The organism is Actinoplanes sp. NPDC051513 (assembly GCF_044454685.1).
In the GTDB taxonomy this organism is placed as follows: domain Bacteria; phylum Actinomycetota; class Actinomycetes; order Mycobacteriales; family Micromonosporaceae; genus Actinoplanes.
Genome location: NZ_JBITDW010000006.1, coordinates 158,164 through 171,707, shown reverse-complemented (window position 1 = coordinate 171,707; position 13,544 = coordinate 158,164). Strand labels below are relative to the sequence as shown.

At 74.0% G+C, this 13,544-nt stretch carries 9 protein-coding genes; 4 read left to right on the top strand and 5 right to left on the bottom strand.

From position 1 onward, the window contains the following. The first annotated feature begins 138 nt into the window (after positions 1–138). Positions 139–1,059 carry a sigma-70 family RNA polymerase sigma factor gene (locus ACIA5D_RS21215; RefSeq protein WP_396031852.1) on the top strand — a complete coding sequence of 307 codons (921 nt, stop codon included), beginning with the start codon at positions 139–141 and terminating at the stop codon, positions 1,057–1,059. A gap of 102 nt (positions 1,060–1,161) precedes the next feature. Here ACIA5D_RS21215 and ACIA5D_RS21210 read toward each other — a convergent pair whose 3' ends face one another. Beyond that, positions 1,162–3,483, bottom strand: coding sequence for a HelD family protein (locus tag ACIA5D_RS21210; protein WP_396031851.1), 2,322 nt, complete (start codon positions 3,481–3,483; stop codon positions 1,162–1,164). A gap of 161 nt (positions 3,484–3,644) precedes the next feature. Here ACIA5D_RS21210 and ACIA5D_RS21205 point away from each other — a divergent pair, with 161 nt between their 5' ends. Next, entirely contained in the window at positions 3,645–4,157 is a 513-nt protein-coding gene (locus ACIA5D_RS21205; RefSeq protein ID WP_396031850.1) for a hypothetical protein, read from the top strand. Between the two features lie 57 nt (positions 4,158–4,214). Here ACIA5D_RS21205 and ACIA5D_RS21200 read toward each other — a convergent pair whose 3' ends face one another. Beyond that, entirely contained in the window at positions 4,215–5,063 is an 849-nt protein-coding gene (locus ACIA5D_RS21200) for a sigma-70 family RNA polymerase sigma factor (RefSeq protein WP_396031849.1), read from the bottom strand. Between the two features lie 152 nt (positions 5,064–5,215). Between ACIA5D_RS21200 and ACIA5D_RS21195 the strand changes: the two genes are divergently transcribed. After that, positions 5,216–6,748 carry a DEAD/DEAH box helicase gene (locus ACIA5D_RS21195; RefSeq protein WP_396031848.1) on the top strand — a complete coding sequence of 511 codons (1,533 nt, stop codon included), beginning with the start codon at positions 5,216–5,218 and terminating at the stop codon, positions 6,746–6,748. Between the two features lie 81 nt (positions 6,749–6,829). On the opposite strand, the gene ACIA5D_RS21190 is transcribed toward ACIA5D_RS21195, so the two are convergent. Continuing rightward, entirely contained in the window at positions 6,830–9,655 is a 2,826-nt protein-coding gene (locus ACIA5D_RS21190) for a LuxR C-terminal-related transcriptional regulator (RefSeq protein WP_396031847.1), read from the bottom strand. A gap of 72 nt (positions 9,656–9,727) precedes the next feature. Between ACIA5D_RS21190 and ACIA5D_RS21185 the strand changes: the two genes are divergently transcribed. Continuing rightward, positions 9,728–10,336: a dihydrofolate reductase family protein gene (locus tag ACIA5D_RS21185; protein WP_396031846.1), complete on the top strand. Its 609-nt coding sequence runs from the start codon at positions 9,728–9,730 to the stop codon at positions 10,334–10,336. Between the two features lies 1 nt (position 10,337). On the opposite strand, the gene ACIA5D_RS21180 is transcribed toward ACIA5D_RS21185, so the two are convergent. Further along, positions 10,338–10,853: a YceI family protein gene (locus ACIA5D_RS21180; RefSeq protein ID WP_396031845.1), complete on the bottom strand. Its 516-nt coding sequence runs from the start codon at positions 10,851–10,853 to the stop codon at positions 10,338–10,340. A 35-nt stretch (positions 10,854–10,888) separates the two neighbouring features. After that, positions 10,889–13,540 (bottom strand): AAA family ATPase, encoded by a 2,652-nt coding sequence (locus tag ACIA5D_RS21175; RefSeq protein ID WP_396031844.1) that lies wholly within the window; start codon positions 13,538–13,540, stop codon positions 10,889–10,891. Positions 13,541–13,544 lie beyond the last annotated feature (4 nt).

Genomic DNA, 13,544 nt, shown 5'->3' with positions numbered 1-13,544 from the left:
AAGCGAAGCCGGCCAGCACAGCAACCGTCGCGCACCTCAGCGTGACCGAAAGCTGTACCCGTCGCCACGGAGAGTCGTCCCCGTCAGCCGGTGGGCCCGCCAACAGGGGCCCGCCGACAGCGCAACCGGGGGAACTACATGACCACCAACGTGACGAACGCCGCCGACACCGCGCCCGCCGCGACGGTGCTCTCCGCCGCCGAGCAGGAGGAGCTGATCCGCACCCACATGCCGCTCGTCGGCCATCTGGTGCGCGACATGCTCACCCGCATCCCGAACCACATCCACCGCGACGACCTCACCAGCGCCGGCCTGCACGCGCTCGTGACCGCGGCCCGCGGCTGGGACCCGGACCGGGGCATCCCGTTCCACCGCTTCGCGAGCACCCGGATCCGGGGCGCCATCCTCGACGAGCTGCGCTCGCTGGACTGGGCGACCCGCTCGGTGCGCACCAAGGCGCGCGCCACCGACACCACCCGCCAGCAGCTCACCACCACGCTGGGCCGCACGCCGACCGCCGACGAGCTCGCCCAGGCGCTCGGCACCACCACCGGCGACCTGCAGCGGACCGACACCGACGTGCAGCGCGCCACCGTGCTGTCGCTGCAGGGCTTCACCACGAGCAGCGCCGACGACCTGGTGACCGAGAAGACGCCGGGCCCGGAGGACATGCTGCTGCGCCGGGAGCAGATCGGCTACCTGCACCACGCGATCGGCTCGCTGCCCGAGCGGCTCCAGTACGTGATCACCGAGTACTTCTTGCTCGAGCGGCCGATGGCCGACATCGCGGACGACCTCGGCGTCACCGAGAGCCGGATCAGCCAGCTGCGCGCCGAGGCGTTGTCGCTGCTCAAGGACGGGCTCAACACGCACCTCAGCCCGGGCCTCGCGCCGGTGCCCGACAACCCGGACAGCATCACGGCCCGCCGCCGGGCCAGCTACTACGCCAGCATCGCGAACAGCACCTCGCTGCACAGCCGGCTGGCGATGACCAACGCGCACGGGCACACGACGTACGGCCGCGCGTCGATCGAGCGCGCGACCGCTCCCGCGGCCTGACCGTCGGCAGCACGATGCCGCGTATACGTGAGCAGAGCTGCGCGTATAGGTGAGCAGAGCAAGGGGCCCGGCACACTCGCCGGGCCCCTTTCGCGTGCGGCCTCAGGCGGCGAGAGCCGTCAGCACCTTCGGCAGGTCGGTCGTGTGCAGGACGCCGAGCCGCTGCGTCGCCCGGGTCACCGCCACGTAGAGATCCGAGAGGCCGCGCGGGCTCTCCGCGATGATCTCGTCGGGCTCGACCACGATCACCGAGTCGAACTCGAGGCCCTTCGCCTGCCGTACGGTCATCAGCACGACCTGGTTGAGCAGGTCGGGCTGCTCGCCGACGGCCGCACCCGGCACCGTCTCGACGAGGTGCTTGCCGAGCTCGGGCTCGAGCGCCGCGGGCACGAGAACCCCGACACGGCCCGCACCGGCTTCGGCGGCTTCCAGCCGTACGGCCGCGGTGATCTCTGCTTGAAGCGCGGCCCGTGGCACCCGGAGCGACCACGGCGCCACGCCCGCGGACCGCACCGACCGGGGTGGCTGCAGCGCCGGGTCGACGGCCGCCAGAACGTCGGCCGCCACCGCCATCACCTCGGCGGGCGTGCGGTAGTTGACGGTCAGCTCGACCAGGTTCCAGCGCTGCGCCACGTACGGCTCGAAGACCTGCTCCCAGCCCGTGGTGCCGGCCAGCTCGGAGGTCTGCGCGACGTCGCCGACCACGGTCATCGAGCGGCTCGGGCAGCGGCGCATCAGCAGCCGCCAGGCCATCGGCGACAGCTCCTGCGCCTCGTCGACGATCACGTGGCCGAAGACCCAGGTGCGGTCGGCGGCGGCCCGCTCGGCGGCGGTCCTGGTGTCGAGGACCTCGTGCCGCTCGACGAACGCGCTCGCGTCCACCACGTCGATCGCGGACAGGATCTCCTCTTCCTGGTCTTCGAAGTCGAGGGAGCGGGAGCCCTCGACGATCTCCAGCACGCCCTCGGCGTACTCGATCGCCTCCCGCCGCTCCGTCGCCGCCTGCCGCTTCTTCAGGGTGTCGTCCGCGCCCAGCAGCTCGGCCAGCTCGTCGAGCAGCGGCACGTCGGCCGGGGTCCAGCGGGCGTCGTGGTCGCGCAGGAGCAGCGACCGCTCCTCCTCCGGAAGATCCCCGACGGCCGACGCGAGCCGGCCGGGGTCGGAGAGCAGCTCGCGCAGCACCCGCCGCGGGGTCAGCACCGGCCAGAAGTCGAACAGCGCCTGCTGGACGTCGATGTCCTCGCGCAGCTCGCGGCGGGTCTCGGCGAGGTCGGCCTCGGAGAGCAGGTTCTCCCCGCCCAGCGGGTCGGCGCCGATCCGCTCGGCGATCTGCAGCGACAGCGCGTGGATCGCCTCGGTCACGAAGGTCTGCCGGGCCACGTTGTGCGGGCGGCCGGACCGGCGGGCCGCGGCGCGGGCGTCCTCGAGCACCGACCGCTCGATGCGCAGCGGGTAGCCGTCGTGGTCGACCTCGACGTAGTCGTCGGGCGCCGTCTGCCAGTCGGCGACCGCTCGCCGCAGCACCTCGAGCATGCCGAGGCGGCCCTTGACCGCGGCCGTGGCCGGCGACTCGGCCGCCCGGGCGCGCACGCCGGGGAACATGTCGCCGAGGGTGGCCAGCAGCACGCCGGTCTCGGCGAGCGACGGCAGCACCTGTGAGATGTAGCGCAGGAACGTCGTGTTGGGCCCGAGGATCAGCACGCCCTGCTTGGTGAGCTGCGCCCGGTACGTGTAGAGGAGATACGCCGCCCGGTGCAGCGCCACCGCGGTCTTCCCGGTGCCCGGGCCGCCCTGCACGACCATGACCCCGTTGAGCCCGGCCCGGATCACTTCGTCCTGCTCGGCCTGGATGGTCTCGACGATGTCGCGCATCCGCCCGGTGCGGCTCGCGGTGAGCGCCGACAGCAGCGCCGCCTCGCCGGTCACGTCCTCGCGGCCGCCCGGCTCGGCGGACTCGATGTCGAGCGTCTCGTCGTCGATGGCGGTGAGCAGCCGGCCGCGGGTGCGCAGGTGGCGGCGGCGGGTCACCCCGTCGGGCGAGACGGCGGTGGCGAGATAGAACGCCCGGGCGGCGGGGGCACGCCAGTCGACCAGCAGCGGGTCGCGGTCGTGCTCCTCGGCCGCGAGACCGAGCCGGCCGATGTAGCGAGGCTCACCCGCGGCGAAATCGAGGCGGCCGAAGCACAGGCCGTTCTCGACCGCATTCATCTGGGCGAGCTGCTCGGCATAGTGGGCCCGGGTGGCCTCGCGCTGGGCGCGGCCCTGCGGGGTGCCGCCGGCCTCCAGCAGAATGGTCTTGAGACGCCGATCGGCCTGCTCACGCAGGCTGTCCAGGCGGCGGTAGAGGGTGGTGAGGTACGCCTGCTCGGAACGAAGGTCGTTCGCGGCGGAGCTTGACAAATCCACTCCCCTTTGTGGTAACATTCGGCTCCAGCGACCATTCTTGGTCGCTTTTTTTATTGCTCGACAATCGGCCAGATTAGCCCATCGACGGCCGTTCCCCAACCAGTGACGGTGTTGTCCGCAATCTGTCAACTTTCCCGGCGAGCCGTTACGCGCGACCGCGGATCGGACTTAGTCCGGGCATGAACCACAACCACCCGATCACTCGTCTCGGCGCGCTCGCCCTCACCGGGGTCGCCGCTCTCACCCTCGTCACCGCGTGCAGCGGCGACGACGAGCCCGCCGGCAACGCCGCGCAGGCCGCCGCCGGAGGGCCCGAGCCCAAGACCGTCGAAGGCGCCAAGGTCGCCGCGCAGACCGTGTTCGACCGCTTCGCGGGCGGAGACTTCGCCGGCGCCTGGGACATGTACACCGCGGCCGGCAAGCAGGCGATCAGCAAGGACGACTACGTCAAGCTCAACCAGGCCTGCTCCCGCAAGGGCCTGGCGATCCAGCTGACCAGTGCCCGCCTGGAAGGCACCGACAAGGCCGTCGTCATCGCGAAGCAGCTGGTGGCGGCGCAGTCGTACACGATGGTCTACGAGAACAACGCCTGGAAGCTGGAGCCGGCCAAGGAGGGCCTCGCGCTCTACAAGCTCGGCGCGGCCAAGGCGATCGCGGCGCAGAAGAAGGCGGGAACCTGCGCCGGGCAGTAGGCTCTCCCGGCGAGGCGATGCCCGCCGCTTTCTTCGAAGCGGCGGGCATCCTTGCTGCTAGGCGGCGATTGGCAGGCCATCCGGGCCGGTCATGGCCAGACGCGTACGCAGGGTGCCGCGCGCACTGATCTGGTCGTAGTAGGCCGCCCGGCGCCGGGCCACGCAGCCCTCCTTCGACGGGTGCTGGGACGCCATCGACGGGTCCAGGTGCGTGTTCAGCCCGTCGCGCAGCAGGCCCAGCGCCTCGGCGCGCAGCTGTGACACGCGCGACTCGGTGACGCCGAGATCCTCGGCGATCCGGGCCATCGCACGCTCGTCGAAGAAGTAACCCTGCACCACCGCTTTGAGCCGGTCGGGCAGCGCGTCCACCGCGTGCCGCAGGTAGCCGAGCCGCTCCCGGCGGATCAGCATCTCCTCCGGCCCGGCGCTCGGCTCGGTGACCATGTCGTCGGCCGCGGCCGTCGCGAATCCCTGGAGGCTGAACACCACCGCGCGGTGCACATCGTCGTCGGCGTGATCGATGTCCTCGACCGAGCAGCCGAGCTTGTCCGCGACCTCCTGTACTGTTGGGGTGCGGCCCAGCTCGGCGGTCAGCTCCTGACGGGCCGAGTCGGTGCGCCGGGCCCTCTGTCGCACCGAGCGGCTGGCCCAGTCCAGGCCGCGCAGTTCGTCCAGTAGAGCGCCGCGCACCCGAGCGGCCGCGAACCGGGCGAACGGCACGCCGCGGCCGGCATCGAAGCCGCGGGCCGCATGTACCAGGGCCGCATACCCGGCGGACATCAGGTCGTCGCGGTTGACGTGCTGCGGCACCCGGGCCAGCATCTCGCGAACCAGATGGCCGACCAGCGGCATGTGCTCCTGGACGATGTCCTCGCGGCGGCGGTCGAGGGGCAGTGCACCGCTCATGGTGGGGGATCTCCTCGCGGTAACGCCCGGCTGGGGGAAGTCCGGGCACTGAGGAGAACGGTGATCGGCGTTAAGTGCGGATCGGGTCCCGAACGGGTGCGGGACGGTTGCTTATATGCTTGATCACTGCTGACCTTTGGAGTACTCGCTACATGACAACGTTCACCGAGCTCGGCGTGCCCGCCGCTCTGGCTGAGGCGCTCGCCACGCTCGGCATCACCACCCCCTTCCCGATCCAGGCCGCCACGCTGCCCGACTCGCTCGCCGGCAAGGACGTGCTGGGCCGGGGACGCACCGGCTCCGGCAAGACGTACGCGTTCGCGCTACCCGTGCTGGCCCGCCTCGCCGCCTCGCGCAAGCCACGGCGGCCCGGCAGGCCACGGGCGTTGATCCTCGCGCCGACCCGGGAGCTGGCCACCCAGATCGACGCCGCGCTCGCCCCGCTCGCGGCGGCGGCCGGCCTGCGCACGCTGGTCGTCTTCGGCGGCGTCGGCGCGACCCCGCAGATCAAGGGGCTCGCGGCCGGCGTCGACGTGCTGGTGGCCTGCCCCGGCCGGCTCGACGACCACCTGCGCAACGGGCACGCGTCGCTCGACGCCGTCGAGATCACCGTGCTCGACGAGGCCGACCACATGTCCGACCTGGGCTTCCTGCCGGTGGTGCGCCGCCTCATGGAGCAGACGCCGCGCGACGGGCAGCGGATGCTGTTCTCGGCGACCCTCGACAACGGGGTCGACGTGCTGGTCAAGCGCTTCATGCGCAAGCCGGTGACGCACGCGGTCGACGCGGTCGACGAGACGCCGGTCGAGATGAGGCACCACGTGCTGCACGTACGCGGGGACGACCGCTTCGGAGTGCTGGTCGACCTGCTCGCCGCGCCCGGGCGCACAGTGGTCTTCACCCGCACCAAGCGGCGGGCCAAGGTGCTGACCAAGCAGCTGGTGGCGGCGGGGGTGCCCGCGGTCGAGCTGCACGGCAACCTCGCCCAGAACGCGCGCAACCGGAACCTGGCGGCGTTCTCCGACGGCAGCGTCTCGGCCCTGGTGGCGACCGACATCGCGGCGCGGGGCATCCACGTCGACGACGTGGCGCTGGTGATCCACGCCGACCCACCGGTGGAGCACAAGGCTTACCTGCACCGCTCGGGCCGGACGGCCCGGGCGGGCGCGCACGGCACGGTGGTCACGCTGATGACCGACGATCAGCAGGCGGAGGTACGCGATCTGACGCGCAAAGCCGGCGTACGGCCGACCACCAGCCGGACCCGGCCGGGCGACCCGCTGCTGGCCCAGCTCGCGCCCGGCGAGCGGCGGTTCGTGGCGCCGCCCTCGGTGCCGGCCCAGCCGGCGCCGTCGGGGAGGCCGGCGGGACGCTCCCGCGGCCGGGGGGCGGGACGTAGCGCCTCGACCGCCGTTTCTGCGCCGCGGGCGAACGGTTCCTCGCCGCGGGCGAACGCTTCTTCGCGGGCGAACCAGGCCAAGACCCCCACTCAGGCCGAGTCGGTCGCGAAGCGCGGCGGCCCCGCCCAGCACGCGACAATGGCCGGGCAGGGCGAAGGCACACGGTCGGGCCGCTCGCGCGGCCGTCGTGGCGCCGGGCCGGCCCAGGCCGCGACGTCGAGCGGAGGGGCCGCGGCGTTCTCGTCCGCCAGCCGGGTGAGCGGTCGCCGGCACGGCGCCCGCTGAGCCGGGTGGGCGGTCGCCGGCACGGCGGCGGCTGAGCCGGGTGGGCGGTCGCCGGCACGGCGGCCGCTGAGCCGGTTCGGATCAGGAGGAGGCCGCCGGGTCGCGGCGCTCGGTGGCCAGACGGGCCAGGTCGGTGCGGTTGGCGACCTGCAGCTTGGCGTAGACGTGGGCCAGGTGGGTCTTGACCGTGCCGCGGCCGACGAACAGGCGGGCGGCGATCTCGACGTTGTTCAGGCCCTGCACGGCCAGCTCCACCACTGACAGCTCCGCCGGGGTGAGACTCTCCCACCCGGCGTCGGGGCGGCGGCGCGGGCCACGGGCCTTGGCGGCGTAGGCGACGGCCGTCCGCACGTCCATCGCTTCCGGCGTCTGGCCGGCCCCGCGCGGCGCGGCCTCTCCCGATGCGGCCTCTCCCGATGCGGCCTCTCCCGATGCGGCCCCTCGTGATGCGGCCCCTCGTGATGCGGCCCCTCGTGATGCGGCCCCTCGTGATGCGGCCCCTCGTGATGCGGCCCCTTGCGGTGCGGCGCCGAAGTCGGCGCGAGCTCGCTCGGCGGCGGCCGCGAGGATTCCGGCGGCCTCGTCCGCGCCGCGGAGCAGGCTCAGCTCGGCCAGCGACTCCAGGCTGGTGAGGAAGCCGAGCACGAGGTCGTGGTCGATCCGGATCCGGAGGGCCTCGTGGTGCAGCCGCAGCGCTTGCTCGGTGTCGTCGTCGCGGACCAGCAGCGCCCGCTCGTCGAGCACACCGGCGCGGATACGTGGCATCGCGGCCGTGAGCGGCGCCTCCCCCAGGGCCTGCAGCGTCCGGGCCGCCGCCTCGCGCTCGCCGGCCCGCCGCAGCGCGGTGGCCAGCACCAGCCTGGTCTCGGGCGCCAGCCCCTCGTCGCTCGGCGCGGGCTGCCACCGGCCTTCCCGGCGGCACCACTCGACCGCCTCGGCGGGCCGGCCGTCCGCCAGCGCCAGCATGGCCTTGGTGCGTTCCCAGCCGGTGATGAACGGCAGGTCGCCGGCCCCGTCGACCAGGCGGTCGATGGGCTCGAGCGCCGCGACGGCCTCGGCCGGGCGGCCCTGGAGCACCCGGATCTCGGCGAGGACGCAGCGGGCCGAGCCGGTCCAGTGGAAGTCCCGCAGCGGCGCCGCGGTGTCCACGGCCCGCTCGGCGAGCTCGCCGGCCCGCCGCAGGTCGCCCGTCCGGGCGGTGGCCAGCGCCAGCCAGCAGAGGGCCAGCGTGGCGACGCCCCGGTCGCCCCGCGCGAGCGGGCCCGCCACCGCGGCCTCGAGGCGCGCGGTCGCCTCGGGGTAGTCGTCGGCGAGCACGTGGACCAGCCCGATGAACGCCTCGGCCGAGTCGGCCACGAACGCATCGCCGGCCCGCACGGCCTCCTCGCGGGCCGCCTCGGCCTCCGCGATCGCGGCGTCGAGCCCGACCATGAGCTGCCCGACGGCGGTCAGCGCGCGACTGATCCGCCCGGCCGCGGGCGCGCCGGTCTCGACCGCCAGCTCGCGGGCCGCGTGCGCCACCTGGTACGCCTCGATGCCGGGCAGACCGGTGTCACCGACCAGCGCGAGGGCCGCCAGCACGTCTGCCTGCAGTGGGGTCCGCTCGTCCGCGCCGCGCTCGGCCGCCCGCCGCAGCAGCGCCACGCCTTCGCCGCCCCGCCCCTCCAGGTGCCACAACCATGAGCACGACGCCGCGAGACGTCGTCCCCGCGCCGCGTCCGCACGGGACAGCCCCCACTCGATCGCGGCACGGACGTCGGGATAGGCCGCGCCGACCCGGGCCCGCCAGGCGTCCTTGTCGGTGGCCAGCAACGGCGCCACCCGCTCCAGCAGGGCCAGCTGGAGATCGAGGTGCCGATCGCGGACGCCCTCCGTCTCGCCCGCCTCGTCCAGCCGGTCGAGCGCGTACGCCCGGACGACCCCGAGCATCCGGTAGCTCGCCGCCACCCCGGTCGTGTCGGCCACCACCAGGGACTTGTCGATCAGCCCGCGCAGCGCCTTGAGCGCCGTGCCGCCGGCGAGCGCGATGACGTCGTCCGCGCCGAAGCCGGGCTCGAACACCGCCAGCCGGCGGAACAGCACGCGCTCGTTCTCGTCGAGCAGGTCATGGCTCCACCGCATCGAGCCCTGGAGGGTCTGCTGCCGGAACGGCGAGGTCCGCGCGCCGCCGTCGAGCAGGGCCAACGGGCCGCCGGCGCCGCCTGCTGGCTCGCCAGCGCCGCCTGCTGGCTCGCCGGCGCCGCCTGCTGGCTCGCCGGCGCCGAGGGAGTCGGCGATCTGCGCCATCGACAGCGTGCCGGTCCAGCCCGCCGCCAGCTCCAGCGCCAGCGGAAGCCGGTCGAGCCGGTCGCAGACGCGCCGGGCCGCGGCCACCGCGTCCGGTCCGTGGTGGGCGCGTTCCAGCAGCAGGTCCAGCGCGTCGGCGAGGGCCATCGGCGGAACCCGCCACACCCGCTCGCCGGCTATGCCCAGCGTGGACCGGCTCGTGGCCAGAACCGTGATGCGGGGACAGCCCGCCAGCAGCCCCGCGATGACCTTGGCCGCGCCGTCCAGGACGTGCTCGCAGTTGTCGATCACGGCGAGCAGCTCGCGGTCGCGCAGCGCGGCGACCAGCGCGGGCAGCGGGTCGAGCCCGGACGGCAGCAGGACGTCCAGGGCGTCGGCCACCCGGTGGGCGACACGCTCGGCGTCGGGCTCGCGTTCCAGCCCGACCCAGAAGACCCCGTCGGCCCACTCGTCGGCCCGCTCCTGGCAGGCGCGGATCGCCAGCCGGGTCTTGCCGCAGCCGCCCGGGCCGGCCAGGGTCAGCGCCCGCCCGGCGGTCATCGCCTCGCCGATCGACTTCACCTCGTCGGTGCGGCCGACGAACGAGGACAGCTCCGGGGGGAGGTGGTGGAGGGCCGGCATGCCCGAAGTCTGCCAGCAGATCTCTGCCAGGTGGCAGATGTTCCCCGGCCGCCGGGCCGACAGGATCGAGACATGACACAGCAGACCGGAAACACCGCCCGCCGCGTGGTCGGCAACATCTCGCTCTCGCTCGACGGCCGGATCATCGGCCTCGGCGGCGAGTACGACATGGGATGGATCGTCCCGCACGCGATCACCGAGGCCGCCCGCGACCACATGGTGCGGGTGACCGGCCCGGCCACCACCGCGTTGCTGGGCCGCAAGAACTACCAGGGCTTCGGCGGGTTCTGGCCCGCGGTCGCCAAGGACGAGAACGCCGCCGCCCAGGATCGCGCCTTCGCGCAGTGGCTCGACGCCGTCGAGAAGGTGGTCTTCTCGACGACGCTGACGGACGCGCCGTGGCAGAACTCCCGGATCGCCGACGCGGACCCGGCCGAGGAGGTCCGGAAGCTGCGCGAGCAGCCGGGCGGCGACATCGTCGTGCTCTCCAGCAGCAGCGTCATCCGGGCGCTGCTAGAGGCGGACGTGCTCGACCGGCTGAGCATCACGCTCTGCCCCGAGATCGTCGGCGGCGGCCGTCGCCTGCTCGACGACGGCCTGCCGGCCGGGTCGTGGTCGCTCACCGATCTGTCGACCACCGAGTCGGGCGCGATCTGCCTGCTCTACGACCGGGTTCGCTGAATCACCCGACGGCGTGGATGTCGAGCTCCAGATGGACGGGCCGGGCGATGATGCCCCGGCCCGCCTTCACGCCGGCCGTCACGCGGTCGACGGTGCACCGGGCGACGCAGCGGTAGCCCTCGGCCGTCGGCTCGACGGTGTCGATGGTCAGAACGACCTCGCTGTCGGCGCCGCGGACCGACAGGACGCCGGTCAGCTGCCAGCCGCCACCCGTCCGGGCGCAGGCCGTGCTGCGGAAGGCGATCACCGGGTGGTCGGTGACGGCGAGGAACCGCTTGCCGCGGATGTCACGGTCGCGCTTGGGATCGTCGCTACGGAACGAAGCGGCGTCGATCTGGGCGGACGCGCTGGACCGGAACGGGTCGGCGCCGATGGTGACGGTGCCGCCGCGGATGGCCATGGTCGCGGTGACCGGCTTGAGGCCGAAGGCATGGGCGGCGGTCAGCGTGCAGGTGGAGCGGGCCAGGTCGATGGTGTAGGTGCCGGGGCGGAGCTCGGTGCTCAGGTTCGTCGTCATGCCGACGAGCCTCGGGCTTCGGCGAGGCGGAAACCTCAGTGCTGGTACTGAGAAGAGCCACGCAACTCGGCCCGGCCGGTGAGGGACAGCTTGGCGAGGATGTTCCGGACGTGCGTCTCGACGGTGCGCTCCGAGAGGACCAGGCGCTCGGCCACGGCCCGGTTCGACAGGCCCGACGCGACCAGGGCAGCGATCTGCCGTTCCCGGGCGGTGAGCAGGTCGTCGCCGGCCAGCTCCGCGGCCTCCTCGGCGATCTTCGACATGCCCAGGCGGCGGGCGGTGGCGAGGGCCCGGCCGGCCAGCGTCCGGGCCTGCTTGTGGTCGGTGGCGCGCAGCAATCGGGCGTACGTGATCTGGGCGAGCGCCACGAACGGCGCGGAACCCAGCCGCTCCTCCATCTCGATGGCGTCGGCCAGATGCCGTGCCGCATCGGGCGCGCCGACGGCCGCGGCGATGCTACCGAGCAACCGATCGGCCGCGCCGTAGCAGGCCGACATCGAGTTGAGGTAGCGGCCCGCATACGGCAGCCCGAGGCGGTAACACTCCGTGGCCAGATCGAGGTCACCCACCCAGGCCGCCACCTCCCCCGCGGTCAGCACGATGAACGGCCGCCGCCCGTCCACCGGCAGGCGTGGCAGGATCCCGCGCAGCTCGGTCACCCGCTCGGCCGCCAGCTCGCGCTCCCCCATCTCCATGGCGATGCGGCCCAGCTGCGCTACTCCGATCGGCACGCTCGGGAAGCGCATGCTCATCGCGGCCAGATCCTCGGGCCAGTGCGGGTTCTCGCCGGTGAGGATCGACAGCCCGCCCTCGAAGGCGGTCAGCAGAAGGCTGGCCGACGTGTCCTGGGCGCGCAGCGCGAGATCGCGGGCCTCGACCGCGGTGGCGGCGGCCTCGGCGAACCGGCCGGCCAGCTGCTGCCGGGCGGCCCGGGCGCGCAGCAGGTGCCAGCGGGCTACCGGCCAGCCGAGGCGGTCGACGAGCTCGGCCAACCGAGTGCACTCGGCGTCGAAACCGGCCAGGTCGCCGAGACAGAGCCGCGCGTCGAGCCGCCAGGTGCGGCTCCACAGCTCGGCGTCCGGCTGCCCGCTCGGACCCGCCAGCTCGACGCCGCGCCGGGCCAGCTCGAGCACCTCGCCGACGTCGCGCATCGGGTCGATCAGCTCGTGCCGGGCGTGGATCGCGGCCACCAGCGCGCCCGGGTGGCCCGACCGCTCGGCCAGCGCCATCGCCTCCCGGCTGATCGGCTCGGCCCGCGGCGCGTCGTGCATCTCGGCGATGAGGAACGCGTACTGGGCGAGGACCTGGGCGCGGCCGGCCTCGTCGAGACCGAGCGCGAGGGCCCGCTCGCAGAGCCGCAGCAGCCGCGGGGCGAGCGGACCGCCCAGGCCGCCGAGCCCGCGGATCACCAGCGCGGCCGGCGCGCCGGCCTCGTCGACGACCGCCTCGCAGTCGGCCACCGCGAGGTCGAGCTGCCCGTCCCGGTACGCGGCGCCGGCGCGCTCGAGCCGCGTCTCGACCGACGGCGCGTTCTCCAGCGCCCGGGTCAGCCAGCGCACCGCCTCGCCGTGGTCGAGGGCCTCGGTCGCGTGCCGGGCCGCGGCCACGCACGCGTCGGCGGCGTCCTTTTGCGAGGCCGGGCCGGCGGCGGCTCGTACGCGATGCCGCGCGATCTCGGCCGGGCCGGCGCCGGCTTCGGCGAGGGCGTCCGCGATGCGCGCGTGAACGGCGATGCGGGCGTCGCGGCTCAGACCCGCATAACAGGCCTGGCGCACGAGCTCGTGCCCGAACCGCAAGCGGGCCGGCGCCCACGGGTCGTCGACGAGCACGCCCGCCTCGACGGCCTCCGCGATCGCTTTTTCGTGCGCGGACGTGATCACCGCCGCGTCGATCTCGGCGCCGAACGCGGCCGCCACGCCCAGAAGCTCCTGGCAGGCCGGGCTCAGGTGGGTGGTGCGGCGACCTACCAGCAGCCGCAGCCCGTCCGGCAGGTCGATGTCGCCGGCCGGACGTCCCAGGCGTCCCTCGCGGACGAGCAGGCGGCCCAGCTCGCGGGTGTAGAGCGGGTTTCCGCCGCCGAGCCGGTGCACCACCGGCGGCCAGGTGCCGTGCGCGGGCGTGGCGGCGAGGCCGTCCAGGTAGGTCGCGACCGCCGCGACGTCCCACGGGGCGAGCGGCAGCACCGTCGCGTCGGGGAGGTCGAGGTCGGTGCGGGACGTGCCGAGCACGAGGATCCGGCTGCCGGACAGCTCGCGGGCGAGCGCCGACAGCAGGATGAGGGAGGCGGGGTCGGCCCAGTGCAGGTCCTCCAGCACGAGCAGGAGCGGCGCCCGGGTGGCGGCGGTCCGCAAGGCGTGCACCACGTCGCCGATGGCTCGGAACCGGGCCATGGCGGCGGGCTCGCCCTCGTCGGCGAGCGTGAGCAGCGCGGGCGTGATGCCGTCCACATCGGACATCAGGAGTCGCAGCCACGGCCAGAAGGCGGGCGCGCCCTCGTCGGGGGAGGCTCGCCCGGTCAGGACGGCCATCCCGGCGGCCCGGGACACGGCCTCCTCGAGGACGGCCGTCTTGCCGATGCCGGGCTCACCGGTCAGCAGCGCGAGCGCGCCCTCGCCGCGTGCCGCCCCGGCTCGCAGCTCGTCCAGGGCCGCCACCTCGGCGACCCGGCCCACCAAGCCCCCACCCATGGAA

Coding starts and splice junctions, on each gene's coding strand:
- ACIA5D_RS21215 (WP_396031852.1), top strand. CDS start 139: ATGACCACCAACGTGACGAACGCCGCCGACACCGCGCCCGCCGCGACG.
- ACIA5D_RS21210 (WP_396031851.1), bottom strand. CDS start 3,483: ATGTTACCACAAAGGGGAGTGGATTTGTCAAGCTCCGCCGCGAACGAC.
- ACIA5D_RS21205 (WP_396031850.1), top strand. CDS start 3,645: ATGAACCACAACCACCCGATCACTCGTCTCGGCGCGCTCGCCCTCACC.
- ACIA5D_RS21200 (WP_396031849.1), bottom strand. CDS start 5,063: ATGAGCGGTGCACTGCCCCTCGACCGCCGCCGCGAGGACATCGTCCAG.
- ACIA5D_RS21195 (WP_396031848.1), top strand. CDS start 5,216: ATGACAACGTTCACCGAGCTCGGCGTGCCCGCCGCTCTGGCTGAGGCG.
- ACIA5D_RS21190 (WP_396031847.1), bottom strand. CDS start 9,655: ATGCCGGCCCTCCACCACCTCCCCCCGGAGCTGTCCTCGTTCGTCGGC.
- ACIA5D_RS21185 (WP_396031846.1), top strand. CDS start 9,728: ATGACACAGCAGACCGGAAACACCGCCCGCCGCGTGGTCGGCAACATC.
- ACIA5D_RS21180 (WP_396031845.1), bottom strand. CDS start 10,853: ATGACGACGAACCTGAGCACCGAGCTCCGCCCCGGCACCTACACCATC.
- ACIA5D_RS21175 (WP_396031844.1), bottom strand. CDS start 13,540: ATGGGTGGGGGCTTGGTGGGCCGGGTCGCCGAGGTGGCGGCCCTGGAC.